Consider the following 25590-nt stretch of genomic DNA (forward strand, 5'->3'; position numbering starts at 1 on the left):
ACAGACGATCATGCGGTGGCCGTCCTCATTCCTGCGGGACCCGAGGTCACCTCACGAACGGCGGCTGCCGTACTAGTGTCCTGAGTCGTTAAATTCGACGACGACGGCCGGCGGGCCCTGATGTGGCTGCGCGACGATAGCCGATACCGGCGCCGGGTACGCGGCGAGGCGGCGACCGCCATTCGCACCTACCTGTCAGGCCGTACGAACACGGACGGTGTCGGCGTGCACGAGCTGGCCGGGCCAACTGTTCGTCACCGGCCACTGTGTCGCCGGCACGGGACTCGGATCCGAGACACCCGCGGCGATGATCCGGCTCGATTGGGCCCTCTCGAGTATTGGGGGCCGTATCACGCCGTCTGGCTGGGATCCGCGGTGGGTCGGCCGACCCACGCTAGATGCTGTGGGGCCACCCGGTCGTTTTCGCGGTGACGTCCTGTGAGGATGCCGACCCGCGTCGTGCCCTCCACAACCTGCAGCCCCGTCGTTGCGTCCACCAGCGATCGGTCGACCAGTATCGGCCACCGTTTCCACGTGCCGTGCGTCGCCCAGCACAGGGAGACACCCGCGTGGGCGCCGTGCTGGCGAACGCTGATCCAGTGGTTAGGGTCTGCGGCGTAATCATCGATGCAGGAGCCGTCCGAACGTCCTGTCGGCATCGCAAGGAACTCCTGCGTCGCAATGGCCTCGACGGTCCAGGCCACTGCGCTGAGGCGTACGTCCAGCCCGGCATCGGCGGGCCGCGCGTGCCGTGCCTTGGCGTTGGTCTGGGCGCGATCCGCAGCGGCGCCGAGAAGCTCTTACGGACCGTCACGCTGCCGAGCGTTCCCCTATTATTGCGGTAGGGCGAGTCGTGCCCTAATCTATGCCGCATGCACACCCAAATGGTGCGCACGTGTCACGTACAAGAGTTCGAATCTCGGACACATTATTTCCCTACGAAGCGTGATTTCTCTTCGCGTTTCGAGCGATCCTCGTCCCGTTGGGCGGGGATTTTTGCTGTGCGGCTCAGGACGCTCGTCGGTGCGGTGAGCGGGAAGACCGCCGTGTCAGTTCCGATGGTCCAGGCGTCGTGGTCACACACGATGATCATGCTGTGGAGCCGCAGGTAGCCAGCGACGCTGGCTGGATCCTGGTCGCGCATTGCCGGGTGGCTGCGAGCTGTTTGTCCTTCACCCGTCCTTCACCGTGTGTCAGGGCAAGGTGATCGGGAGCGGGACGTCCTCGTGGCCTCGCCCGCAGGCGCAGGTGGACGGGTCGGGCGGCAGTGCCGGAATGGCCTGGTAGAGCACCTCACGTAGTCGCTCGACGTTCGCGGCGAAGATGCGGAGCACCTCGGCGTGGCTGACCGCGTCGGCCGCGTGGAGTCCGGCGTCGAGGTCGGTGACCAGGGCGATGGGGGTGTAGCACAGCTCCAGTTCACGGGCGAGGATCGCTTCTGGGTGCCCGGTCATGTTGATCAGCTGCCAGCCCTGGCGGGCGTACCACTGTGACTCCGCTCGAGTGGAGAAGCGCGGCCCTTCCACCACCACCATGGTGGCGCCGACGACGGCTTCGAACCCGACATGACGGGCGGCGGCGGCGACAGTCGTGCGCCCGTTCGGGCAGTACGGGTCGGCGAACGACGTGTGGACCGCGCCGTCGTCGAAGTAGGTGCAGGCTCGTCCGTTGGTCCGGTCGACCATCTGGTCGGGGAGGACGAGCGTCCCGGGGGGCAGTGCCGTGGTGAGGGATCCGACGGCGCAGGGTGCGAGGATCTGGCGTACCCCGAGCATGCGCAGTGCCCAGAGGTTGGCCCGGTAGTTGATGCGGTGCGGGGGGAAGCGGTGGTCGGCGCCGTGCCGCGGCAGGAACGCGACAGTGCAGCCATCGACGTGTCCGACGGTGACCGGGTCGGACGGGTGGCCGTACGGTGTGGAGACCTCGACCGTAGTGCCGCCGGCTACCAGATGGTAGAGGCCACTGCCGCCGATCACCCCCACGTCGGCCTGGGGCAGTTCCGCGTACCTGGTCATGCTCGTGCCTTCCTGCGGACAGCGGCGGGGGATCACCCGTTCAACGCGTCGACCCGCCGACCCGTCGCCAGCGGATCTGCCGCACGAGGTACCAGACGCCGCTGACCAGGAACAGCGCGGCGGTGACTACCAGCCAGCGGGCCAGGTACGGATGCTGGTTCTGACCGGTGGCGGCGAGATAGGTTTCCTGGCCCTGCCGCAGGATGCCGGGGAGATATACCAGGAACAGCAGCCCGCTGGCGAGTGCCGGCACCCGGATGTGGTTCAACGGTGACGGCTGCCCCGCGCGGCCCGGTATCCAGTGGTGTGCAGCGGGCGATCGGCCATCCGGGCCGGCGGGGCCGGAGCGCCCGAGCGCAGCGCGCAGCACCCGGTCGGCCGAGGCGTAGATCGGAAAGAGGATGAGGTCGTGGGCGACGGCCGCGCCGACGAACCAGAGCAGCATCCGGCCAGCCGTGGCCTCGTCGGCGATTCGGAGCGCGACCCAGCCGGTGAGGGTGAAGCAGGCGATCATGACGACCAGATGCTGTGGGGACGATCCGTAGGCCGCTCGGAATCGGGGGAGAGGCTCACCCATCGGCGCCGGTCCGGAAGGTGATCTCGGTGACCCATTTCGTGCAGTGCACGCCGGGCAGGGCGGGGACGATCACCCGGGCGGGGAAGCCGTGGTCGGCCGAGAGGTCGACACCGTTGACCCGAAGAGCGAGCAGGGAGTCGGCGTCGAGGACCTGGTTGGCCTGGAGGATCGCCTGGTTGAACAACCCGGCCTTCTCCAGTGACCGCACCTGCGCCGACGCCGGGTCGTCCACACCGACCAGGGCGGCGAGGTCGCGCAGTCGTACACCTGACCAGGTTTGTCGTGTCGACCACCCCTCCACGCAGGCGATCGGCAGGCGGGCGGTGTGCTGGCTCATGGCGAGCAGGCGGGGACGGTCGAGGGTGACGAGGCGGTCGCCGCCGCGCACGGTCAGTCGCCATCGTTGCCCGGTCTCGTCCGCTTGGATGCCTGCCGCGGCGGCGGTGCGGTTGATCGGGAAGCCGTTCGGTCCGGTGCCGGGCTGACGTCCGCGGGGCAGCAGCAGCGCGGTGGGGCGCCAGCGCCCGTCGAGGCTCTGCCCGATCGTGAGGGCGCCGAGCAGCAGGGACAGGCCGCCGACCAGGGCTATCGCGCCGCGTCGGCTCATCGTCGGCGCGCCGGGTGCGGTGGCCACCAGGTCGTCCGGATCGGGTGGCTCGGGCCGGGTCGCGGCCAGCGGGGTGCGCAGCTCGGCCCGTAGCGGCTCGCTCTGCCCGGGTGGTTTGCGGTCCCGCAGGGCCGGCCGGGATCGGAGTGCGCTGACCATCCGGGGCAGTTTCAGCGTTACGTGTGCCACGAAGGCGGCGATGAAGACCCACGCTCCGAAGTAGTGCGCGGTGTAGAAGTCGAAGCCGAACAGGTACGCGTACTGGATGTTGAGCAGGCCGGTCGCGATCTCGAAGAGGATGCCGCCGACCAGTAGCAGCAGGGACAGTCGTTCGAGCACCTGGGCCAGGGAGCGGGCCGGTGGCCAGCTGAAGAGCTTCGGGATCACCGACCACAGCTTCCCCAGCACCACGGGGATCAGGATGATGCCGAGCGTCACGTGCAGCCCCTGGGTGACCCGGAACAGCCAGGACGGCCGAGTCGGCCAGTCGAACGGCGGCAGCCGTAACCAACCCACCTCGCGGGGGAGCGCCTGATCGAGCTGGGGGCCGTAGGCGGCGTAGTCGAGCAGCCCGGTGATGATCACCAGCGGCAGCCCGACGAGGAGCACGGCACCGTAGACGGCGGTGAGCCACGGACCGCGCAGCGGGCTGCGCCAGCGGTCCCCGGCCAGGCCGGGGACTGGTGGAGGGTGCCGTTCAAGGGCACGCCACCACCGCTGCGGGAAACCCGTCGGCCGGTCCGTCACACCCATACCCCGGGACGCTAGACGCCACAGGTGCCCGATCTGGTGCATTCCGGCGATACCGATCGCCTGGCAAGGCGGGTGAAGTGACCGCGCCCCGGCCGAGTGCGGTCTACGGTCACCGGGATGCGGGTACTGCTCACCGGCGCGGCCGGTTTCATCGGATCGCAGATCGCCGACCTGCTCGTCGCCGAGGGCCACGACCTGGTGGCGCTCGACGCGTTGCTGCCCCAGGCGCACGGCGGGGAACTCCCGGAGTGGTCCCGGCGGCACGCCCCGGTGGTCGGTGACGTCCGGGACGCCCGCCTGCTGGACCGGCTTCTGGCCGGCGTGGACGCGGTGTGTCACCAGGCGGCGATGGTCGGGCACGGGCTGGATCCCTCCGACGCCCCCGACTACGTCAGCCACAACGACTACGCCACGGTGGTGCTGCTCGCCGCGATGCACCGGGCCGGTGTGACCCGGCTGGTGCTGGCCAGCTCGATGGTCGTCTACGGCGAGGGTCGGTACGACTGCGCGACGCACGGCACCGTGCGACCCGCCGCCCGCAGCGCCGCCGACCTGGCCGCCGGACGGTACGAGCCAACCTGCCCAGACTGTTTGGGCGCCCTCTCGCCAGCTCTGGTGCCCGAGGACGCGTTGCTCGAGCCGCGAAGCACGTACGCGGCCACGAAGCTTGCCCAGGAACACCTGGCCGCCGCGTGGGCGCGGCAGACCGGCGGGAGCGTCTGGGCGTTGCGCTACCACAACGTCTACGGCCCCCGGATGCCCCGGGACACCCCGTACGCGGGTGTGGCCTCGATTTTTCGGTCCGCGCTGGCGGCGGGTCTGCCGCCGCGCGTGCTGGAGGACGGCCGGCAGCGCCGCGACTTCGTCCACGTCACCGACGTCGCCCGGGCCAACCTGCTGGCGTTGACCGCTTTGCCACCGCGGGGCCTCGTGCCGGTCAACGTCTGCTCCGGTGAGCCGCACACCGTGGGTGAGCTGGCCGTCGCTCTCGCCGAGGCGATGGCCGGGCCGGCGCCGCTGATCGCCGGTGGCGGCCGGGCGGCCGACGTCCGACACGTGGTCGCCGACCCCCGGCGGGCGGCGGAGCTGCTCGGCTACACCGCCCGGGTCGGGTTCGCCGAGGGGGTGGCCGCCTTCGCCACGGATCCGCTCCGGGAACCGGCCGCCCTCACCGTGTGAGACCGCTGCCCCGCGGATCAGGAGACCGTCCACAGTAGGTGGCTGACCGCGAGGGCGGTGACCACCTGCCCGGCCAGCCAGAACCGTTGGGCGGGCGGTGGCAGGTGGGCGGCGGCCACCAGCAGCCAGACCACGAACGGTAGCCAGATCCGTTCCACCTCCGCCTTGCTCAGCCCGGACAGGTCAGCAGCGCCGACCGCCAGCACGGCGGCCAGTGGCAGCAGCACCGTGGGCCCGGCTTCCCGCAGGGCGATCATCCCGGCTCGGTCCGGCCTGCGCCATCGCATCGCAACGGTCCGCGCCGGACCGGCCGACGCGTGCGCGGTCCGCCGCAGCGCGGGCCCGAGCACCGGGCCCACACAGAGCAGAAGCGCCGCCACGTTCGCCCACACCCAGTAGCCGTACGGGCGATCCGCCGCCCAGCCCTGGTGATACCGCTCCACTACCAGGTGGTAGCCGTCCAGCCACCAGAAGCCGGCCAGGGTGAACGCGGCCACCACCGTGCCGACCCCGGCCAGTGCCGCGAGCAACGCCGGCCACCGGTCCCGCAAACGCAGCGCCACCACCGCCAGGGCCAGGACGCCGACAAGCACGAAGCCGTACGACAGGTGGAGGGCGAAGCCGAGCAACAGGCCCCCGACCGCGGCGGCGGCCAGTCCGCGCACCGCCAGCAGGGCCAGCCCCGCCGCGACCACCCCGGTGAAGATGCCGTCGGCCGAGACTCCCATCCAGATCGCGCCGGGCAGCAGCACCAGGAACGGCAGCACGTCACGGGCTGCCTGTCCCGCACCGAGTGCCCGCAGCGTCACCGGCACCGACACGGTCACCGTCGCTCCCACCAGCACGCATGCCAGGGCGGCGGCGGTGGGACCGCCGAGGCCGATCCGGTCCAACCCGACGAAGACCAGCAGAGCCCCCGGTGGATGGCCGGCGGTGTGGGTGGACCAGGCCTCGGGTTGGAAGTCGAGAATCCGTGCGCTGAAGCCCGCCAGCATGGCCGTGACGTCGGTGACCCGGGGCACCTCGTGCAGGTATTCAGCCTGCGGGGTGAGTCGCCGGGTGAAACCGGCCGACCAGCCGTCCACCAGCGCCAACGACATCGTCCACGCGACCGCCGCAAGGTAGCCCGCGACCAACAGCCGACCCCACCCGGCGGTCCGCGCCCACCGCACGCCCCAGCCGAGCACCCCGGCGGCGACCAGCAGCGCGGCCGGCGTGCCCCAGCCCAGGTGCGGACGCCAGGTGGCGTACAGCGGCGCGGCGTCGGCGTGCAGACCGACACCGCGCGCGTTGAGCAGCAGCCCCACCGCCACCGCGGCGGCGACCAACGCCACCTCGACGCCGAGCACCACCAGGTCGGCGTCGGTGCGCCGGGCGGGCAGTTCCGGTCCCCGCCGCAGGGGCGCGAGCACTTTCATGACGACCGGACGGTACGGCCATCGCCGGCCCGATGATGCGGGAACGGGCAGGACATCACCGTTCGATAAGGGAGCGACGCTGACAAGGATGCTGATGGTCCGATTTCGCCCATCTCGGGCGGCTTGGCGTCCTAGCGTTTCCGGTATGCCATCACCGATCGACGTGGTACTGCCGTGCCTCGACGAAGCCGCGGCACTACCCGGCGTACTGACCGCCCTGCCACCCGGCTACCGGGCGATCGTGGTGGACAACGGCTCCCGGGACGGCTCACCGGAGGTCGCGGTCCGGCACGGCGCCCGGGTCGTCCACGAAGCGCGCCGGGGCTACGGCGCGGCCGTACACACCGGCCTCGAGGCGGCCGACGCCGCACTGGTCTGCGTGCTCGACGCCGACGGCTCCTTCGATCCGACACAACTCCCGGCGCTGGTCGCCCCGGTGGCCAGCGGATCGGCCGATCTGGTGGTCGGTCGTCGTCGGCCCGTCGCCGCCGGCGTCTGGCCGTGGCATGCCCGAGCCGGCACCGCGCTGGTCGCGGCGCTGCTGCGGCACCGGGGCATACCACTGCGAGACCTCAGCCCCATCCGGGTGGCCCGCCGCGAAGCGCTGCTCGGCCTCGGAGTCACCGACCGCGCCTTCGGATACCCGGTGGAACTACTCATCCGCGCCGCCGCCGCGGGCTGGCGGATCCGGGAACTCGACGTGCGGTACTCCCACCGCGCCGCCGGCACCCGGTCGAAGGTCTCCGGCTCGGTACGCGGCACGCTCCGCGCGACCCGCGACTTCGCCGGGGTCCTGCGTACCGTGGAGCGATCGCGGTGACCGTCCTGCTGGTGATGGCGAAGGCACCCGTACCCGGGGCGGTGAAGACCCGTCTCTGCCCACCGGCCAGCCACGTTCAGGCGGCCCGGATCGCCGCCGCGGCACTGCTGGACAGTCTGGACACCGTACGCGCCACACCCGGCGTGACACCCGTCCTCGCCCTGCACGGTCGGCTGGCCGACGCCGAAGAAGCCGCCGAGCTGACCGCCGCGATCGCCGGATGGCAGATCCTGCCGCAGCGTGGCGCCGACCTCGGCAACCGTCTCGCCAACGCCCACGCCGACGTGGCGGACGCCTACCCGGGTCGATCGGTGCTCCAGATCGGCATGGACACGCCACAGCTCACGCCGGCGCACCTCGACGACGCCGTCCACCGCCTCACCCTGAGCGACGCCGTGCTCGGCCCCGCCATCGACGGCGGGTGGTGGGCTCTGGGTCTGCGCAACCCGCGGCACGCCGCCGTGCTGGGGACCGTGCCGATGTCCACCGCACTGACCGGACACCACACCATCGCGGCCTTACGCCAGGGGGGTCTGCGCGTCGAATCCCTACCCCTGCTTCAAGACGTCGACGAGTGGGCTGACGCGCTGGCGGTGGCCGCGTCGACTTCCGGCGATGCGTCGGGGTGGTCCACCGACGTGATTGCGGACGGTCATCCTGGGCGGGCCGCGGCGGTCATGCCCGGGCAGTCCGGGGGCGAAGACGCGGCCCACCCGGAGGCCCGCCCGGCGCGGCATGGTACCGGCACCCGCTTCGCGCGCCAGGTCGCGGCGGTCCAGCGCAGCCTGACGCCCGGGATCCCACGATGAGCCGCAGCGTCCGGGCCAGACCGACCGACGCATTCGGCAGCGCGCTGCGGCGCCGCACCGACGACCACTGGCTGGTGCACGGCGACAACGGCTGGCGCAGCCGCCTACCGGTACGCCGGTGGCACGGCCCCGCCGAACCGGCGGTGGCCGCACTCGTCGCCCGGTGCACCGGCCCGACCCTCGACCTGGGCTGCGGTCCAGGCCGGCTCACACTGGCACTCACCCGGGCCGGACTGACAGCGGTCGGAGTCGACATCTCCGCGCAAGCGGTTCGCCTGACCCGGGCCCGAGGCGCGATCGCCCTCCAGAGAGATGTCTTCGCCCCCCTGCCCGCCGAGGGACGTTGGGCGCACGTGCTACTGATCGACGGAAACATCGGCATCGGCGGTGATCCCACCACCCTGCTCGGCCGGTGCCACGACCTGCTGCGTTCCGGCGGCACCGTGCTCGTCGAACTCGAAGCACCAGGTCCGGGATTGTGGCGCGGTCAGGCCCAACTGGCCCTCCAGGCCGCCGGCGGTGGATCGCGCCTCGGGCCACCCTTCCGGTGGGCGCGGCTCGACACGATGGCGGTCGCCGGGGTTGCATCGGCGGCCGGGCTCACGATCCGCGAGGTGTTCCGCCGCGATCACCGCTGGTTCGGCGAGCTGGCCGCGGACAGCTCTGGCGCGGTCGACCCAACGTGAACCGAGCAAGGCCTCGGCCGGTGATCACCGCGGCCTGCCCAGGGAGCACCATGCCCGCCCGGCCCGGCTACCGCGGGCCGCCCTGTCGTCGAGATGGTGACGACATCCGCGACACGCCCAACTGGCACCACGCGCTGCGCCGGGTGTGTCGACGGATAGCGGTCCCGCGTCGGCCTGCCGGCGACCCTGCGGCGACTGCCGTGCCGGATATCGACGGTGAGGCCGAGGAAGGTCAGGCAAACGCGAAGTAACGGCTGGTCAGGAATCCAGGTCACGCCGGCGGTAGCCGATCGTGCCGGCGACCACTCCTACTGCGGCGATGCCGGCCATCACCGACGCTGCTGGCCACGCCGGCGCCGATGCCGGCACTGCGGCCAGGTGCGCGAACGGGGACAGCCCGCCGATCCAGATGGGTGCGTCGACGCTGTCGGCGATTACCTGCCACAGGAACCCGCCGGCGGCCGGAAAAGCGCCGATCGCCGCAACGGCGCGCGGTGCCCATCCGAGCGCCAGGACGCCAGCTCCCAGACACGGCAGGAAGACCGGCACGACGTTCCAGGCCCCGGCGAGGGCGTCGCCGGCCGAGAGGCCGGCATGGACACTGGCCGTGCCGGCCCACATGGCGATGCCCGCGACCGTGATCAGAATCAGCGCGGCGCACCCAGCGACGGCCGCTTCGGCACCCAACAGCCGTGCCCGGGCCACCGGTGCGGCCAGCAGCAGGGTGAGACGCCGGGCATTCTCGTCCGCGGCGACGGCGGCGAGCCGCACGGCGACGAACACCCCGGCCGGAACGGCCAGCAGCGCGTACAGGGTGGCCGCGTAGCCCTCGACCGTGCCGAGCGCCGGAAAACCGGCCTGGGCCGCCATCGTCGCGAACTCGGGGTTGCTGGTCAGGAATTCGGTCATGGTGGTTTCCCCGTGCTGCTGCGTGACCGCGACGCCATCAGCGACCTGGTGACCACGGTCCTCGGGCCACTGACCACGGCGCGCGGCGGCGCCGAGCCGTACCTGCAGACCCTGACCGTGCTCTTCGACAACCAGGGCAACCACACCGCCACCGCCCGACAGATGCACCTGTCGGTCCGCGCGATCACCTACCGCCTCGACCGCATCCGGGACCTGACCGGCTACCACCCCGGCGAGCCCACGCAACGCTTCACCCTGCAGGCAGCCGTGCTCGGTGCTCGACTACTCGGCTGGCCGAGTTAGCGCACGAAGGCCCGGATCAGGACGGCGTCATCCTGGTCGACTGCTTCTCATAGACGTCTGGTACCCGCCTCATCGAGGATCGTCGGTTACCAATGGCTACGCCGCGGGTCGCTGAGCCGCAGTGTGTTGCAGATGTCGAAGACGCCGGGCACGTCGTAGGCGAGTTCCGCCGCGACCTGCCGCGCGTTCGCGTCACTGACAAGGCCGGCGAGGATGACGACCCGGTTCTGCACGGAGACGGTGATCTGCTGACGCCGAGTCGTCCAGTCGATGCTCAACCGCTGCGCGACCAGCGCCTCGAGCCGCAGGTCCTCGCAGTTCGGCTCGGGCTGGTTCGAGGTGTCGGCGAACCAGTTTTCATCGGGCAGTGGCCATGGCATGTACACGGTCAGCTCCTTGGGTGTGCCGACGCCGCGTGCACTCGGAGATGAGCGTTCGCTCCTGCTCTTCGTCCACGTCGAGCCGGCATAGGCCTCGCCATGCTGGCGGACGGTCTGTTGGTGCCGGCACTGCGTCATGTCGGTTCATGGGGAGTCGGTTGGCTCGGGCCTGGAGGTGGCGACGACGAGCACGACGCTGCTGCCGGCGAGACCGACCTGGATGACCAGGACCATGATGTTGAGGGTGCTGGTACCGACGCCTGCCAGATGGGCGACGATGGTGCCCGCCAGCGCGGCGACCACCCCGACGGACACGGTCAGCCAGGCCGGGGCCTCCCGGCGTCCTGGGATGATGAGCCTGCCGAGCAGGCCGATGGCGACGCCGACGAGGAGCGCGGTGACGAGATCGGCGATACTCATGGGCTTTCCTTGGACGTTGTTTGAGTACGGGTGCTACGGCGCGCGGCGGTCGGTCTGGAACTTGGCTGCGGACCGGTGGCCATTCGACCGGTCGCTAGCTCCTTCCCGGGGCGGGTCCGATATCGATCAGGAACTCGCAGCCGTCGCGGCGACGGCGGTTGGACGCTTCGGCACCGAAGCCTCAGACAGTTTGGCGAGGGCGTCGTCGCGGCTGTCAAAGATGGGGAAGGCTCCGTCCAGGCGCATTGTGTGCAGGACGGTGCGGATGAAACGCGACGGCGCGGCCAGGCAGAGCGTGACCCCGCGGTCCCGCGCATCGCAGTGGGCGCGGACGAGGTGCCCGAGGCCGGTGGAGTCGATGAGGTGCACTCGGCTCAGGTCGATCACCACATGTCCGCCCATGTCGGCCGCGTGTCGCAGGGCGGTGCGCAGGGTATCGCCGGTGTCGAGATCGATGTCACCGGTCGCGGCGACGACTGTCACGTCGTCGAGGTGGTCGATGCCGAGGATGCCACCAGGACCGTGCTCGCCGTACGACGCGTGTCCGCCACCGGTTGGTGGCAGCAGGCTGCAGTGCGGGCAGCGGTGCGGGCCGACGGCGAACGGGGAACCGCTCCAGCCCTGTTCGGACACCAGGGTCCAGACGACCTCGGCGTCGGGGAGCACGCACGCGGTGGCCTTGACGGTGTCGCCGCAGGTGTCGCAGATCAGGGTCATCAGGTGGTCGTCCGGGACAACTGTCATTCTGCTGGTCCTTCCTGGGTCCGTGTCTCTCCAGGCGGTGCGACACGGCAATCGTGCAGAGCCGAGGCGGAGGCCGGCTCTCGAGCTTGACGCTTACGGCGCTGATGGGCCGTTAGGCCCGATAGTGGGTATGGCGAGCCCGCTGGTGATCGTCAGTGAGCGACTTGCACCGAGGCGCGACCATGAGCGACCAACGCCGGCTGTACGCCGGTGGGCTCCTGCCCAATAGGCGGGGTGCAGGACGCCGGCGATGGGGCAGTGTCGACGACCGGCAGGATCTGGTCCACACGGGCGGTGTGCAGGATGCGCCGGATACGCGGGTTCGGATTGCGGAGGGTGAGGACCCCGTCGGCGCGGGCCAGCCGCCGGTGCACATCGAGCAGCATGCCGATGGCGGCGGCGTCGATGTGCCGGCACCCGGACAAATCGACCACCACCCGTGCGGGATGGAGGGTGAGCAGACGGTCGAACACTGCTCCGGTCGCCGGCAGACAGGCCAGGTCGAACTCGGTGACGGCCACCTCGACCAGCGGCAGCGTGCACGGCGTAGGTGCCAGTGAGCCGGTCACAGGCGTACCCCTCTCCCTCGCGGTTCCGGTCGCCTGTCACCCTGCCGGGCGGGTTTGGCGGCCACCACGCGGATCTGTGACAGTTCCATGACAAATCCGCCAACCGGCCGCCACGGTTGGCCACCGTGCCGGTCGGCTGGGGATGATGCCGGGTATGACGGCCGTACTGGTGATCGAGGACGACGACCGCATCCGCTTGGCGTTGTTGCTCGCACTGGAGGACGAGGGCTACGACGCGGTGGGCGCGGCCACGGCCGAGGAGGGTCTGCGCGCGCAGCGCCGCGACCCCGCCGACTACGTGCTGGTCGACCTGATGCTGCCCGGCCTCGACGGTTTCGAATGCATTCGGCAGCTGCGTCGTGACGACGACGTCCCGATCGTGGTGGTCAGCGCCCGCGACGACACGCACGACATCGTCGCCGCCCTGGAGGCCGGCGCCGACGACTACGTCGTCAAGCCGGTGGCGATCAAGGAGCTGACCGCGCGGCTGCGCGCCCTTCGCCGCCGGGCCCGCAGCGGCGTCGCGGGGCACGCGTCGGAGGCCGTGCCGGCGTTCGTCGTCGGCGAGTTGGAGATCAGCCCGGACGGGGGAGAGGTTCGCCGAGCCGGCCAACCCGTACCGGTCACCCGCACCGAATTCCGGCTGTTGTGCGAATTGGCCGAGCACGTCGGCCGGGTGCTGTCCCGCCAGCAACTGCTCGAACGGGTCTGGGGGTACGACAGCGGCGACGAACGACTGGTCGACGTGCACGTGGGCCGGCTGCGGCAGAAGATCGAGTCGGACCCGGCGAATCCCCGGCACCTGGTCACCCTGCGGGGCCTGGGCTACAAGTTGCAGCGATGAGACGCCTCGGACTGCGTACCCGGGTCACCGCCGCGTTCGCCGTCGGGGCGCTCCTGCTCGCCGCGTCGATGGCCCTGGTCTCGTACGAGCTGACCCGCCGCTCCTTGCTCGACGAGCGGGAACGCACCGCCCTGCGCGCCGCGTACTTCGACGCGACCGTCGTCCGCGCCGGGATCGACACCGACACCCCCGACGTCGTCCAGGTGCTCCGGTCGCTGGACACCGGTGGCGGCCGCCGCCCGGTCCTGCACCTCAACGGCCAGTGGTACGCGCGCACCGCGGATCCCGGACCTACCGCGGCCGTCCCCGTCGACCTGCGACGTCTCGTGGCGTCCGGGCAGCCGGCGGTGCAGCGGGTCCGCGTTGACGGACAGTCCGCCCTGGTCGTCGGTGTGCCCCTCTCCGCGACAGCGACGTACTTCGAGGTCAACTCGCTGCGAGAGCTGGAGGAGACATTCCAGGTCCTGGCGCTCGCGCTGACCACCGTCGCGATCATGGTCGCCGGATCCGGCGCGGCCCTCGGCTGGTACGCCACCCGGCACGGACTGCGTCCGCTGACGGCCGTCGCCGATGCCGCCGAGAAGATTGCTGGCGGCGATTTCACCGCCCGCCTCGACACGGCCAGCGACCCTGACCTGACGCGCCTGTCCTCCTCGTTCAACCAGATGGTCGATCGCCTCGCGCAGCGCATCGAGCGTGACCGCCGTTTCGCCGCCGACGTCAGCCATGAGCTGCGCTCCCCGTTGCAGACCCTCGCCGCTGCGGCCAGTGTCCTGGCCCGTCGTCGCGAACAGCAGGACGAGCGGACGGCGATCGCGGCGGGGCTTGTCGCCGAAGAAATCGACCGTTTCCAGCGTCTTGTCAACGATCTGATCGACCTGGCCCGCAGCGACCAACCCGCCCACCGTGCCCCCGTGGACGTGTTGGCGCTGGCCCGGGACGCCTGCCATGCCCTGGATCTGCCCGCGTCGATCGTCCGCGTCGCACCGGAGGTGTCCGCGACGTGGCTGGTCGAGCGGCGGCGTGTCGCGCAGGTGCTGGCGAACCTGTTGGACAACGCCGGGACCTACGGGGGCGGTCCGACGTGTGTGCTGCTTGATCGCGACGGCAGCGCGGGCGTCATTGAGGTCGAGGACGAGGGCCCGGGTGTGCCCGTCGAGGACCGAGAGGTGATCTTCGACCGTTTCGTCCGCGGGCGAGCCGCCCACACTCGGGGTGCCGGCGACGGCACCGGCCTCGGCCTCGCGCTGGTCGCCCAGCACGCCGCCGCCCACGGCGGACACGTCACGGTCACCGACCGCCCCGGCGGGGGCGCCCGCTTCCGCGTCACGCTGGCGGAGAGCCTGACGTGAACCGTCGCTATCTCCTCGCCGTGGGGCTTGTCGCGTTGCTGAGCGGCTGTGGCATCCCCACCGACGACGCACCCCGCGCCGTGCAACCGCCGCGCGGGCCGTTCCCCACCCCCGCTCCCAACGTGACCGCGCCGGTCGGCCCGGCCACCGAGACCCTCTGCCTGGTTCGCGACAATCGGATCGTCCCGGTGCTCCGGCGCGTGGACCGCCCACCCACCATCGAGGACCACCTGCGGCACCTGCTCGCCGGGCCTATCGAGGCCGAACGCGACGCCGACCTGACCAGCGCACTGCCGGGAGCGGTCAACGCCGCCGGTGCGACAGTGACCGGCACCCAGGCCCGAGTCGCGGTCGACGAACCCGGTGATGACGCCGGGCGCAGCGACGAGGTCCTCGCCTTCGGGCAGATCGTCTGCACCCTCACCAGCCGCGATGACGTCACCAGCGTGTCGTTCCTGCGCGACGGCAAGCCGTTGGGTGTGCCCCGCGCCGACGGATCACTGTCCGAACAGCCACTCAGCCGTACCGACTACGTCCCACTGATCACCCCACGGTGAGCCGGCCACTGCCGGGATGGCGGCCGACGAAGGCTGCACACGCAGCGCTCACTCACTCACTCACCGCCCGGGTGCGATCGAAAGGACCCGCCGCTCCCGCCGGCCGGGGCGCTTGTTCCGCCAGACCTTGGCCGGCAGCGAGGATGTCACCGCAGGAGACGCGCCTGTCGCCCAGGGTCGGCACGCCCGTCGCTGACCGACCAGGCTGATAGGTTGATCTCAGGTGTGCCGGGAAGTCTGGTCGGCGTTGCGATGACGGCTGACCAGAACAGGAGAGGCGCCGAATGAGCACCCTGGCCTGGATCGCGGTGGCCGTGTTCGCCGCCGCGTACGTCCTGATTGCCACCGAGAAGATCAACCGGGTGGCGGTGGCTCTGGGTGGGGCGTCGATCATGCTGGCGATCGGGGCCACCGACGCCGAGCACGCGTTCTTCTCCGAAGAGGCGGGCATCGACTGGAACGTCATCTTCCTGCTGCTGGGGATGATGCTGATCGTCGGCGTGCTGAAACGCACCGGCCTGTTCGAGTACCTGGCGATCTGGAGCGCCAAGAAGGCCCGGGGCCGCCCGTTCCCGATCATGGTCATCCTGGTCGTGGTGACCGCCGTGGTGTCGGCGGCGCTGGACAACGTCACCACGGTGCTGCTGGTGGCGCCGGTGACACTGCTGGTCTGCGAGCGGCTCGACGTGCCACCGATCCCGTTTCTGATCGCCGAGGTGATGGCGTCCAACATCGGTGGTGCGGCCACCCTGGTCGGCGACCCACCGAACATCATCATCGCCAGCCGGTCGGGGTTGAGTTTCACCGACTTCCTGAACGTCATGGCCCCGCTGGTGCTGATCGTGCTCGTCGTGTTCATCGGCCTGTGCAGGATCATGTTTCGCAAGGCGTTCCGCTACGACGCCGAGCGCGCCGCCCGGATCATGGCTTTGCGGGAGGCGGACGCGATTCGCGACCGCCGCCTCGTCGTGATCAGCCTGGTGGTCCTCGGCGCGGTGCTGCTCGCGTTCAGTCTGCACACGGTGCTGCACCTGGAGCCGTCGGTGGTGGCCATACTCGGCGGCCTGCTGTTGCTGGCGTTGTCCCGGCTGGATGCGGAAGACGTGGCCAAGGACGTCGAGTGGCCGACGCTGGTGTTCTTCGCCGGCCTGTTCATCATGGTCGGAGCACTGGTCGCTACCGGGGTGATCGACAGCATCGCCCGGTCGGCGACCGAGGCCGTCGAGGGCAAGCTGTGGCCGGCCACCATGTTGCTGCTGTGGGCGTCGGCGGGGTTGTCGGCGATCGTGGACAACATCCCGTACGTGGCCACGATGAGCCCGATCGTCGGCGAGTTGGTGAACGCTGAGGGCGGGATCGGTAAGGCTCAGGTGCTCTGGTGGGCGCTCGCCATCGGGGCTGACTTCGGCGGCAACGCCACTGCCGTCGGCGCCTCGGCGAACGTGGTGGTGCTCGGCATCGCCGACCGCGCCGGACACAAGATCACGTTCTGGGGGTTCACCAAGTACGGTCTCATCGTCACCGTGATCTCGGTGGCAATCTCGGTGCCGTATCTGTGGCTGCGGTTCTTCTGACGCTCAGGTGCCGAGCATCCGGTCGAGCAGCCCATCCAGGGTGATCGCGCCGGTCATCACCCGGTTGCGGTCGACGACCGCGACCAGCGGCACATTCGATCGGGCCATCACCGAGGCGACCTCGAGCAACGTGGCGTCGGCGCTGACCGCCGGCAGGTCCGGACGGTTTCGAGGCAGCAGGTCGGCGACGGTGCGGTTACCGATGCCCTCCAAGATCACGTCGGCGGCGGCCTCGTCGATCACCCGGGCAAGCGCCGGATCGTCCTGACAGTAGGACGGCAGCGCCATCCGCAGCACCTGCGTGCCGGCCAGCACCGTCGACGGGCGGCCCATGCTATCCACCACGATCAGGCCGGGTAGGTCCTGCGCCGCTAGGATCCGCGCGGCCTCCCGGGCGGGCATGTCCTCGGTAACGGTTTCCATCGGGATGGCCACGTCGCTCGCGCGCATGTACCGACGATACGCCCGGGCCGCCGCCTCGACGGCGCTGATGCGGCGTGTCAGCCCGGCCGCGGCCGACCTACTGCTGATAGACGTCGGGAACGTCGTCGCGGTCCCGGTCGACCTGCTCGGCCTCGTAGATCTGCTGGTACACGCGGTTACGCACCCGCAAGATGACCATGGCGAGCACGGCGGCGATCAGGGAACCCGCCAGCACGGCGATCTTGACCCGGCCGTCGGCGTCGCTGCCGATGCCGAAGGCGAGTTCACCGATCAGCAGCGAGACGGTGAACCCGATGCCGGCCAGCACTGCCAGCCCGGCAACGTCGATCCAGGCCAACCCCGCGTCCAGCCGGGCCCGGGTGAACCGGGCAACGAGCCAGGTCGCGAGCAGGATGCCGATCGGCTTGCCGACGACCAGACCGAGCATGATGCCCACGGCGATGGGGTCGGTGACCGCCTCCGCCAGGCCGTCGAGCCCGCCGACGGCCACCCCGGCGGACATCAGCGCGAACACCGGCACCGCGACGCCGGCGGAGATCGGCCGGAATCGGTGCTCGAAGTGCTCCGCCAAGCCAGGCCCCGGGCCGGCGCCCCTGGAACGCAGCACCGGGACGGCGAAGGCGAGCAGCACCCCGGCGACGGTGGCGTGCACGCCTGAGGCGTGCACCAGCGCCCAGGTCGCGAACGCCAGCGGCAGGAGCAGCCACCATGAGCGCACCCGACGCTGTACCAGCAGCGCAAACAAGCCCAGCGGCACCGCCCCGGCCAGCAGCGGCAGCACCGACAGGTGGGCGGTGTAGAAGATCGCGATGATGACGATCGCCAGCAGGTCGTCCACCACCGCCAGGGTCAGCAGGAAGGTGCGCAGCGCGCTCGGCAGATGCCGGCCGATCACCGCCAGTACGGCGAGGGCGAACGCGATGTCGGTGGCGGTCGGAATCGCCCAACCCTTCACCGCGCCACCCCAGTTCACCACCGCGTACAGCAAGGCCGGCACGAGGACGCCGCCGACCGCGGCGGCGACCGGGACCGCGGCCCGGCGGGGATCACGCAGATCGCCGGCGACGAACTCGCGCTTGAGTTCGAGACCAGCGACGAAGAAGAAGATGGCCAGCAACCCGTCGGCGGCCCACATCGCCAGCGACAGGTCGAGGTGCAGCGCGTGGGGCCCGACGGTGAGCGCCGTCATTGCTTGGTAGCGGTGCGCCCACGGCGAGTTCGCCCAGATCAGCGCCACGACGGCACCGATCAGCAGCAGCGCGCCGCCGATCGTCTCCTTGCGCAGCACGTCGGCGATGCGCCGTGCTTCGGCCCAGGAACCACGGCCGAGGACACGAGGGGGCGACTGGGGGTTCGACGTCACAAGCGGGCCAACTTTCAGAAGACGGGTCGGAGCCATTGCCGACCAGACTTCCCGGCGCACCGGGACCCATCGTACCGGCGCCTACCGCTGTAGAGGCCTCGACCACCTACTGCCGGCGGTGCCCCTCGTCACTGCGCATCAGTCGCAGGCGCCGGTTCCCCACACCCAGCACCACCGCCACCACGAAGATTGGCGTGAAACCCTGCGGAGCGGGAGTCGGTGGCGCGCCGTCAGCGAGGACGCCGACGAACACGCCAGCGGCCATCGCCGCCGTGACCAGTGTCGCGCGCCAATCGCTCAGCGATGCGGCGAGCAGGCCGCAGGCGGCCGCCATCACCATCACGCGCCCCACCGGCTCCTCGGCGGGAAAAACCACCGCAGCGGCGAACGCGGCCACCACCACACCGGCCGCGCCCGCGACCAGCTCCCGGATCAGCACGATCCTGCGGTTCTCTGCTTCCTCGGCAACGCTCACGGTTCCAGTCTCATCTCGCGCCCACCCAGTCCCGCACGCTCATCCGGCCGGGAACCTTCCTCCAACGATAAGCCTGCAGGGCGGATGATGGGGACTGCCGTGGATGTCCTTACTGGCCGTTCCCGCCGAGGAGCTCCGTCGCCGAACGGAGTGATGGGCCTTGGCGCGTAGCTGTCATGACAGGACATGGCGCGTCCTTAGGCCTAAGCCGCACGCCCCGTCTTCGTGGTCCGTAGCCGGTCGACATCGATGCGGCCCCGGTTCAGCGCCGCATACATCGCCCCATGACCGCGCCGATGAGCGCCGGTCAACGACAACTCGACCAGCGACCGCACTGGCGTGTCCCCGCACAACACAGCGTCCGCCAGCTCGAACAACGCATCCGCACGACCGGTCAGACAGCGACGCAACTCGGCCCGGAACCCGACCAGACGCCCGAGAGCACCAGCCGGATCGACGTCAGGCACACTGATCATCAGACAGCCCTTGATTCGGTTTTTCTTCCTCCCTCGACAAGAGGAGTCATCGATCAAGGGCTGTCTTCATGATCAGCCGGGGTCGATGCCACCCAGCCGCAGGTTAAAACTCAAGTTAGTGGTGCGGACACCTCAGCGCGTACCCGGTCTCCTCCACCAGCCGTGCCGCGCGCTCGTCGAGCCGCAGCGCCTCGGCCGCGTCTCCGGCCTCCTCCGCGGCGCGGGCGAGGATGCGGTAAACCCGGATCTCGATCGGCTGGTAGCCCGAGCGGGCCGCTAGGGCCAATGCCGCCCGGCCGTGCCGGCCCGCGGCAACCGGATCATCCGCGGCCAACGCTGCTGCGGCGAGGCCGGTCAGGGCCGTCGCCTCGCTCCAGCAGAAGCGGGTACGCCGCGCCAGATCGAGCGCCCGGCCGTGCTGCTCGGCCGCCTCGCTCAGGTGCCCCAGCGCCAGCAGCACCCGTCCCAGCGCGTCCACCACCCACGCCTCGGTGCCTTCGTCGCCGATCTCCCTGGTCAGCGTCACCGCCCGCTCGGCGTCGACAAGAGCCTTCTCTGCCCGACCGGTGTCACACCAGAGCACCGCCCGTCCGGCAAGAGCGGTCGCCTCGCCGTAGCGGTAGCCGAGATCCCGGTTGGCGACGAGCGCACGGGCATAGAGGTCATCGGCGCCGGTGTGGTCGCCCCGATCCCGGCGCACGTTCGCCAGGTCCACCAGGAGCACGGCAACGTTGTAGTGCGCTCCAGCGCGCTCACCCCGTTCGAGTGCCGCCGAGAAGTGCGCGTCGGCCTCCACGAGGGCGCCGAGCTGCCAGTACGAGAACCCGAGGTTGGCCAGGGACATCGCTTCGCCGCCGTCGTTGCCCGACTGACGACTGAGCGCCAGTGAGAGCCGGGCGCAGTGAATCGCCGCTCGCGGGTCACCCAGGCGCTGGTGGACCGCGCTGAGGTTGTTGAGGATGCCGTTACGCCCCTCCTCCCAGCAATCCACATCGGTACAGAGCAGTCCGTCGAGCAGGTGTTGGCGTGCCTCCTCGTACCGGCCGCTGTTGACCTGCACCAGCGCGATGCTCTGGTGCATCGCGGCCTGGGCCTGGGCGTCGTTCTCGGCCTGGGCCGCGGAGAGCGCCGCCGTCGCCGTGATCAGCCACTCCTCACGACGACCCCGCTGGTGGAAGTAGGCGCGCATCGCGTCGGCGAGGTGCCAGGCGTAGTGTCTGGGACCCTGCAGGGCGGCCTGCTCCACCGCCGCGCTGAGGTTCGCCGACTCGGCGTCGAGCCAGGTCAGGGCTGCATCGGTGTCGGTGAACGGGTCCGTGCCCGGCGGGCGTGGCAGCCGTACGAAGTGCGGAATGATTCGACGGCCCGCGGCGTCCGCTATGTTGAGGTAGTGGTCGAACAACCGCTGCCGGGCCGCCTCCCGGGCGGCATCGACTTCCTCCCCGGTGAGCCGGTCCATGGCGTATTGGCGCAGCAGGTCGTGGAAGCGGTAGCGATCTCCGGGATTCCGCTCCAGGAGGTGCGCTGCGGCCAGCGCGCGTAGCCGTCGGGTGGCGGTGGCCGTCGGCACGTTCGCAAGCGCGCCCGCCGGGCCGGCGGTGATGCTCGGACCGGGTACCAGACTGAGCCGGCGGAACAACTCCCGCAGCGAGGCCGGTAACGCCCGGTACGACAGGGCGAAGGCCTTCGTCACCGCGCCCTCCTCGGCGCCATCGATGGTGAGCCCGCCCAACAGGTCCCCGTCGGTCAGCTCGCGGACCAGCCCGGCGATGTCCGGTCCCCCGGGCGCCTGGACGTTCGCCGCGGCAATGCGCAGTGCCAGCGGCAGGTGACCGCAGAGCCGGGCCAACTCGGCCGCCGCGGTCGCTTCGGCCTGCACAACCGGCTCACTGAGCAGCGTCGCCAGCAGCCGTATCGACGCCTCTGGTGTGAGCACGTCGAGCGGGAGCGACCGCGCACCGGCTCGCACCACCAACTCGCCGAGGCGGTGCCGACTGGTGACCAGCACTGTGCCTGAGGACGGGAGCAGCGGCAGCAACTGGCCGACGTCACGGGCGTTGTCCAGGACCAGCAGCACGTCTCGGTCGGCCAGCAGGGAGCGGAACAGTGCCGCACGGGCGTCCACGTCGTGCGGCACCGCTCTCGGGTCGATCCCGAGCGCCGTCAGCAGCTGGGTGAGTGCCGCTTGCGGCGCTACCGGGTCGCGGTCGGCGTCGAAGCCCCGCAGGTCCAGGTACAGCTGCCCGTCGGGAAACGCCGCGCTGACCTGGTGCGCCCAGTACAGGGCGAGAGCTGTCTTGCCAACCCCAGCGGTGCCGCTGAGCACCCAGATTCGGGTGCCGATAGCCGGTTCGGTCAGCCCGGCGTTGAGCCGGGCCAACTCGAGGTCCCGGCCGGCGAGGTGCGGGATGTGGTGGGGCAGCCCGGCAGGGCGAACCGCCGGGGAGCCCGCTCCCCCGCCTGCTCTGGCGGCTTCAGCGGACAACTCCAGGGTCGGGTCAGCACGTAGGATCAGTGCCTCGAGCGTGCGCAGGGCTGGACCCGGATCGAGGCCCTGTTCGTCGGCGAGACGATCGCGGACCTGCCGATAGGTGGCCAGCGCGTGGTCCGCGCGGCCCTCCCGATAGAGGGCGAGCATGAGTTGACCTACCAGCCGCTGCCGGCTGGATTGCCAAGCCACCCGGTCGGTCAACTCGTCGATGACCTGCCGGGAACGGCCTTGCCGCAGCAGAACGTCGGCCCGATCCTCCACTGCCGCCCAGCGGGCCTCGTGCAGGCGCGCGCAGAGCAGGTTTCGCACCTGCTCGTCGGCCACGTCGGCGAGCGGTTCTCCGCGCCACAGAGCCAAGGCTTGGTCGAACAGATCCACCGCGGTGTCGTCGTCGACGATACGGGCCTGCGCGACCAGTGCGGTGAACTGGTGGGCGTCGACCGCCAGTGGATCGACCCGTAGCAGGTAGCCGGGCCCGCGACCGATCAACTCCACCGGTGCCCCGGCCTGCCGTAGCGCGGCACGCAGTCGCGAGATCAACGCTTGGACGGTGCCTCGGGCACTGCGTGGCGGTTCCTGACCCCACACCAGGTCGATCAGTCGGTCCATCGACGTCAATCGATTGGGCTCCAGCAGCAGCACCGCGAGGACCAGTCGGGGCTGACGTCCGCCGAGGTCTATCCGAGCGCTTTGCGCCCACGCCTCAACCGCCCCCAACACCCGGAACTCCATCGACCCGCCCCCTCTCCGCGAGTATGCCGGTCCCCCTGTGGTGGTCTGCAAGCCGGTTGCAAAGCCCCTGCATCCACTGTTGCGGATCATTACGCCTACCCCGACCGGCGGTCAAACGAGCCGTCCGACTTCGACGTGCGGCCGACAGCAGCCGCACTCACCCTCGAACGGGGACGGCGAGTACCTGAACTCACGCGGTCGGCAGCCTGCGGCGACCGACCGATCCACGGGAAGGAATTTCGTGCCCTCGCGTCATCACACAATCCGCGCCGGCTCGCTCGCGTTGGCGATGACCCTGGCTCTCACCGGCTGTGGTCTCGACAGGACCGACCGAACAGAGGGTGCCACAAAGGATACGAAGGACACGATCGGTGCCGTGCCGGGTCAGCCCGAGCCGATCGGCGCCGCCATCGCGAGTCGTGACATTCAGATCAGCGAAGGTGGCACCCTCATTTCGATCAAGGTGGAGTTGTACCAGCTGCGGCGAGACAACGGTTTCGTCAATCTGAGCGTCCGATTGACCCGCACGGATGCCGCAGGTAGTCCGAACCGCTGGCAGATCGCGAGCGCCTTTCAAGGCGACACCATCTCGTTGGCCTTCTCCGGTGCGACCCTGATCGACCGGAAGAACCGCAAGCGGCACCTGGTGGCCCGGACGGGCGAACCGGACGCGAAACCCGGTCAGATGAAGTACCTCGCTTCGTCCGACCTCCAGTCGGTATTCGTTCAGGCCGGTCAGTCGGTGGACCTGTACGCCATGTTCGGCGCCCCGCCGGATGATGTCACCGCCGTCGATGTCGTCGTTCCCCGCGTTCCGGTCTTCGAGAATGTCCCGCTCGGTTAGCCGGCAGGCGGCGCCGGTGGCGATCGCACTGACCCTCCTGCTGGTCAGTGATCCGGCAGTCGCCTGGTCCGCGCCCACGTCCCCGGACACGGTCCTGCCCGGACCAACGCGAGAAATCGGCGATCAGGTGAGCAGCCCGATCCTCGACATTCAGGTGCCGATCGAGGACGTCTATCTACGTACCGAGGACCTCGACGGCAACACCCGAGAGGCGGAGTCCGGTGGGCGCATCGAGCTGACCCTAGCGGCGGACGTGCTTTTTGCATTCGGCAAGGCCGACATATCTCCGGCGGCTCGTACCCGGCTGACCGAGATCGCCACGCGACTCCGCGAGCAGGCCAGCGGCACGGTCCAGATCTTCGGACACACCGACTCGGTGGGCGGCGACGAGGCCAACCTGGCGTTGTCGCTCCGGCGAGCCGAAGCGGTTCGAGACGCTCTGGCCCCGGCACTCGTCGACAGCCACCTCACCTACGCGATTGAGGGCTTCGGGGAGACGCGACCCGCCGCGGCGAACACCATAGCGGGCAAGGACAACCCGAGGGGCCGGGCCAGCAACCGACGGGTCGAGATCCGTTTCGACAAATGATCCATCTGTGTACGGGCACGGCGGGACCAGGTCGAGCTGACCGATTGGTCGGGCTGCTGCGGGGATGCTGCGGGAACTGACGGGATCGGCCCCGCGCGGCGCCACAGCAGGTCCCGCCGAGTCCACTTCTGGAAGTGGTTGTGTCGAGAATCAGCGCCCGCCTGCCCGAGCTGCTCCGTGAGGCGCCGTTCCGGCGTTACTGGTCCGGGCAGGCCGTCTCCCAGTTGGGCGACGAGATCTCAAGAGCCGCCGTACCCCTCGCCGCTTTCTGCTCCTCGACGCGGACGCCGCGGAGATCACGCCGAGGATCAGCGCGGCGTTTGCCAGCTTGTAGAACAGGTCCGAACGCGGCACCGCAGCCGGGTCAGGGCTGATCCGACCGAAGTGAGTTGTGTGGTCGCACCGTCTGTCTGTTGTGGTCGGTCGCAGCGCGGGCAGCCTCCCGTGCTTGTGTTGATCGATGAGATTTGTGGGCTGGCGGGCGGGTCTGGATGATCTGCTGGCGCGGTTCGCGCACCGGTTCGGGCGTGCGGAGCCGCGCCGGCAGGCGCTGAGCTACCTGGTCGGGTTGCTGTCGCCGCTGGCAAGCAAGAACGGTTGGACCTTGGCCGAGGCGGCCGGCGACACCACCCCGGACCGGATGCAACGGCTGCTGAACAAGTCCGCATGGGACCCGGACGCGGTCCGCGATGACCTGTTCGCCTACGTGTCCGAGCACCTCGGTCACGACGACGGGGTGCTGATCGTCGATGAGACCGGCTTCCTGAAGAAGGGCATCAAGTCCGCCGGGGTGCAGCGTCAGTACTCGGGCACGGCCGGGCGGACGGAGAACTGCCAGCTCGGGGTGTTCCTCGCCGATGCCAGCCCGGCCGGGCGCACGCTGATCGGCCGGGAGCTGTATCTACCCCGCGGCTGGTGCGACAACCTCGCCCGCCGTGAGGAAGCCGGCATCGCCGCCAGCGTCGGGTTCGCCACGAAACCCGCGCTGGGCCTGCGGATGCTCGGACGCGCCATCACCGCCGGACTGCCGGCAAGGTGGGTCACCGCGGACGAGGCATACGGGCAGGACTCGAAGTTCCGGACGTGGCTGCAGCAGCAGCGCATCGGTTACGTCCTGGCTGTGCCCCGCAATCATCCGACGCAGCATCACCGACCCCACGGACCTGGCCTACTACCTGTGCTTCGGCCCGGCCGGGACGCACGACGAGGATCTGATCCGGGTCGCGGGGACCCGTTGGGCGATCGAGGAGTGCTTCCAGACCGCGAAGACCGAGGTCGGCCTGGACCATTACCAGGTGCGTCGCTACGACGCCTGGTACCGCCACATAACGCTCGTTCTGTGCGCCCACGCCTACCTCGCCGTCACCGCCGCCCACGCCAGAAAGGGGGTGCCGGATTCGAGCAAGAGGGTCTCATTCCTCTCACGCTCGGCGAGGTCCGACGTCTCCTGGCACACCTGATCACCACCATCCGACCCTTCGACCACATCCATCGATGGTCACGATGGCGACGCCGACACCAGTACCGCGCCAAAACAGCCCACTACCAGCGAAGACTTCAACTTCAGCAGGTGCGGCTGGAGTACTAAGGCCGCCGGCTGCGTCCTCGCCGGTGCGCGCGACACCCTTGCCAGCGCCGGGATCAGCGTCAAGAAGACCGT

At 70.2% G+C, this 25590-nt stretch carries 23 protein-coding genes and 3 pseudogenes; 12 read left to right on the forward strand and 14 right to left on the reverse strand.

Annotated elements, in window-relative coordinates; genetic code table 11:
• Positions 1 to 1193: 1193 nt before the first annotated feature.
• The 3 genes from ACLQ29_RS32960 to ACLQ29_RS32970 are packed head-to-tail and all read right to left on the reverse strand — an operon-like array spanning position 1194 to position 3952.
• Positions 1194 to 2015 (reverse strand): S-methyl-5'-thioadenosine phosphorylase, encoded by an 822-nt coding sequence (locus ACLQ29_RS32960; RefSeq protein ID WP_425775278.1) that lies wholly within the window; start codon positions 2013 to 2015, stop codon positions 1194 to 1196.
• Positions 2016 to 2055: 40 nt separating this feature from the next.
• Positions 2056 to 2529 (reverse strand): hypothetical protein, encoded by a 474-nt coding sequence (locus tag ACLQ29_RS32965; protein WP_425775279.1) that lies wholly within the window; start codon positions 2527 to 2529, stop codon positions 2056 to 2058.
• 55 nt (positions 2530 to 2584) lie between these two features.
• A complete protein-coding gene (locus ACLQ29_RS32970; protein WP_425775280.1) occupies positions 2585 to 3952 on the reverse strand; it encodes a molybdopterin-dependent oxidoreductase in 1368 nt (455 codons plus the stop codon).
• Between the two features lie 117 nt (positions 3953 to 4069).
• Here ACLQ29_RS32970 and ACLQ29_RS32975 point away from each other — a divergent pair, with 117 nt between their 5' ends.
• The gene (locus ACLQ29_RS32975) at positions 4070 to 5131 is read left to right on the forward strand and encodes an NAD-dependent epimerase/dehydratase family protein (protein ID WP_425775281.1); all 1062 of its coding nucleotides are present in this window, start codon (positions 4070 to 4072) and stop codon (positions 5129 to 5131) included.
• A gap of 17 nt (positions 5132 to 5148) precedes the next feature.
• Here ACLQ29_RS32975 and ACLQ29_RS32980 read toward each other — a convergent pair whose 3' ends face one another.
• Positions 5149 to 6549, reverse strand: a complete 1401-nt coding sequence (locus tag ACLQ29_RS32980; protein ID WP_425775282.1) for a hypothetical protein — start codon at positions 6547 to 6549, stop codon at positions 5149 to 5151.
• 145 nt (positions 6550 to 6694) lie between these two features.
• Between ACLQ29_RS32980 and ACLQ29_RS32985 the strand changes: the two genes are divergently transcribed.
• The 3 genes and pseudogenes from ACLQ29_RS32985 (at position 6695) to ACLQ29_RS32995 (ending at position 8864) form a co-directional block, all read left to right on the forward strand.
• Positions 6695 to 7369, forward strand: coding sequence for a glycosyltransferase family 2 protein (locus tag ACLQ29_RS32985; protein ID WP_425775283.1), 675 nt, complete (start codon positions 6695 to 6697; stop codon positions 7367 to 7369).
• Positions 7366 to 7968: pseudogene (locus ACLQ29_RS32990) on the forward strand (TIGR04282 family arsenosugar biosynthesis glycosyltransferase); the annotation flags it as partial. The gene ACLQ29_RS32985 and the pseudogene ACLQ29_RS32990, both read left to right, overlap by 4 nt.
• A 206-nt stretch (positions 7969 to 8174) precedes the next feature.
• Complete coding sequence (locus tag ACLQ29_RS32995) at positions 8175 to 8864, forward strand: class I SAM-dependent methyltransferase (RefSeq protein ID WP_425775284.1); 690 nt, start codon at positions 8175 to 8177, stop codon at positions 8862 to 8864.
• Positions 8865 to 9122: 258 nt separating this feature from the next.
• On the opposite strand, the gene ACLQ29_RS33000 is transcribed toward ACLQ29_RS32995, so the two are convergent.
• Positions 9123 to 9773: a hypothetical protein gene (locus ACLQ29_RS33000; RefSeq protein WP_425775285.1), complete on the reverse strand. Its 651-nt coding sequence runs from the start codon at positions 9771 to 9773 to the stop codon at positions 9123 to 9125.
• Positions 9774 to 9785: 12 nt separating this feature from the next.
• Between ACLQ29_RS33000 and ACLQ29_RS33005 the strand changes: the two genes are divergently transcribed.
• Positions 9786 to 10076, forward strand: a complete 291-nt coding sequence (locus tag ACLQ29_RS33005; protein WP_425775286.1) for a PucR family transcriptional regulator — start codon at positions 9786 to 9788, stop codon at positions 10074 to 10076.
• 86 nt (positions 10077 to 10162) lie between these two features.
• On the opposite strand, the gene ACLQ29_RS33010 is transcribed toward ACLQ29_RS33005, so the two are convergent.
• The 4 genes from ACLQ29_RS33010 to ACLQ29_RS33025 all read right to left on the reverse strand — a co-directional run bounded on the left by ACLQ29_RS33010 (position 10163) and on the right by ACLQ29_RS33025 (position 12141).
• Positions 10163 to 10462 (reverse strand): BON domain-containing protein, encoded by a 300-nt coding sequence (locus tag ACLQ29_RS33010; protein ID WP_425775287.1) that lies wholly within the window; start codon positions 10460 to 10462, stop codon positions 10163 to 10165.
• Between the two features lie 138 nt (positions 10463 to 10600).
• Entirely contained in the window at positions 10601 to 10876 is a 276-nt protein-coding gene (locus ACLQ29_RS33015; RefSeq protein ID WP_425775288.1) for a GlsB/YeaQ/YmgE family stress response membrane protein, read from the reverse strand.
• A 126-nt stretch (positions 10877 to 11002) separates the two neighbouring features.
• On the reverse strand, positions 11003 to 11620 hold the full coding sequence (locus ACLQ29_RS33020; protein ID WP_425775289.1) for an STAS domain-containing protein: 618 nt from the start codon (positions 11618 to 11620) through the stop codon (positions 11003 to 11005).
• Positions 11621 to 11772: 152 nt separating this feature from the next.
• Complete coding sequence (locus ACLQ29_RS33025) at positions 11773 to 12141, reverse strand: STAS domain-containing protein (protein ID WP_425775290.1); 369 nt, start codon at positions 12139 to 12141, stop codon at positions 11773 to 11775.
• A 202-nt stretch (positions 12142 to 12343) separates the two neighbouring features.
• Here ACLQ29_RS33025 and ACLQ29_RS33030 point away from each other — a divergent pair, with 202 nt between their 5' ends.
• From ACLQ29_RS33030 to ACLQ29_RS33045, 4 genes are all read left to right on the forward strand, one after another.
• Positions 12344 to 13033: a response regulator transcription factor gene (locus ACLQ29_RS33030; protein ID WP_425775291.1), complete on the forward strand. Its 690-nt coding sequence runs from the start codon at positions 12344 to 12346 to the stop codon at positions 13031 to 13033.
• A complete protein-coding gene (locus tag ACLQ29_RS33035) occupies positions 13030 to 14385 on the forward strand; it encodes a sensor histidine kinase (RefSeq protein WP_425775292.1) in 1356 nt (451 codons plus the stop codon). The genes ACLQ29_RS33030 and ACLQ29_RS33035 overlap by 4 nt, the downstream gene beginning before the upstream one ends.
• Positions 14382 to 14942 (forward strand): GerMN domain-containing protein, encoded by a 561-nt coding sequence (locus ACLQ29_RS33040; RefSeq protein WP_425775293.1) that lies wholly within the window; start codon positions 14382 to 14384, stop codon positions 14940 to 14942. The genes ACLQ29_RS33035 and ACLQ29_RS33040 overlap by 4 nt, the downstream gene beginning before the upstream one ends.
• Positions 14943 to 15226: 284 nt before the next feature.
• Complete coding sequence (locus tag ACLQ29_RS33045; protein ID WP_425775294.1) at positions 15227 to 16516, forward strand: SLC13 family permease; 1290 nt, start codon at positions 15227 to 15229, stop codon at positions 16514 to 16516.
• 3 nt (positions 16517 to 16519) lie between these two features.
• On the opposite strand, the gene ACLQ29_RS33050 is transcribed toward ACLQ29_RS33045, so the two are convergent.
• The 5 genes and pseudogenes from ACLQ29_RS33050 to ACLQ29_RS33070 all read right to left on the reverse strand — a co-directional run bounded on the left by ACLQ29_RS33050 (position 16520) and on the right by ACLQ29_RS33070 (position 22497).
• Positions 16520 to 16966, reverse strand: coding sequence for a CBS domain-containing protein (locus ACLQ29_RS33050; RefSeq protein ID WP_425775295.1), 447 nt, complete (start codon positions 16964 to 16966; stop codon positions 16520 to 16522).
• 70 nt (positions 16967 to 17036) lie between these two features.
• Positions 17037 to 18323, reverse strand: coding sequence for a Na+/H+ antiporter NhaA (gene nhaA, locus ACLQ29_RS33055; RefSeq protein ID WP_425775296.1), 1287 nt, complete (start codon positions 18321 to 18323; stop codon positions 17037 to 17039).
• A 106-nt stretch (positions 18324 to 18429) separates the two neighbouring features.
• Positions 18430 to 18798 (reverse strand): hypothetical protein, encoded by a 369-nt coding sequence (locus tag ACLQ29_RS33060; RefSeq protein ID WP_425775297.1) that lies wholly within the window; start codon positions 18796 to 18798, stop codon positions 18430 to 18432.
• Between the two features lie 215 nt (positions 18799 to 19013).
• Positions 19014 to 19274, reverse strand: a pseudogene (locus ACLQ29_RS33065) (transposase); the annotation flags it as partial.
• A 115-nt stretch (positions 19275 to 19389) separates the two neighbouring features.
• On the reverse strand, positions 19390 to 22497 hold the full coding sequence (locus ACLQ29_RS33070) for a BTAD domain-containing putative transcriptional regulator (protein WP_425775298.1): 3108 nt from the start codon (positions 22495 to 22497) through the stop codon (positions 19390 to 19392).
• A 241-nt stretch (positions 22498 to 22738) separates the two neighbouring features.
• Here ACLQ29_RS33070 and ACLQ29_RS33075 point away from each other — a divergent pair, with 241 nt between their 5' ends.
• From ACLQ29_RS33075 to ACLQ29_RS33085, 3 genes and pseudogenes are all read left to right on the forward strand, one after another.
• Positions 22739 to 23341: a hypothetical protein gene (locus tag ACLQ29_RS33075; RefSeq protein ID WP_425775299.1), complete on the forward strand. Its 603-nt coding sequence runs from the start codon at positions 22739 to 22741 to the stop codon at positions 23339 to 23341.
• A gap of 16 nt (positions 23342 to 23357) precedes the next feature.
• Entirely contained in the window at positions 23358 to 23930 is a 573-nt protein-coding gene (locus tag ACLQ29_RS33080) for an OmpA family protein (protein ID WP_425775300.1), read from the forward strand.
• A gap of 460 nt (positions 23931 to 24390) precedes the next feature.
• A pseudogene (locus tag ACLQ29_RS33085) lies at positions 24391 to 25390 on the forward strand (IS701 family transposase).
• Positions 25391 to 25590 lie beyond the last annotated feature (200 nt).

Origin of the sequence: Micromonospora sp. DT228 (genome assembly GCF_049841595.1) — a bacterium.
Taxonomy (GTDB): Bacteria; Actinomycetota; Actinomycetes; order Mycobacteriales; family Micromonosporaceae; genus Micromonospora.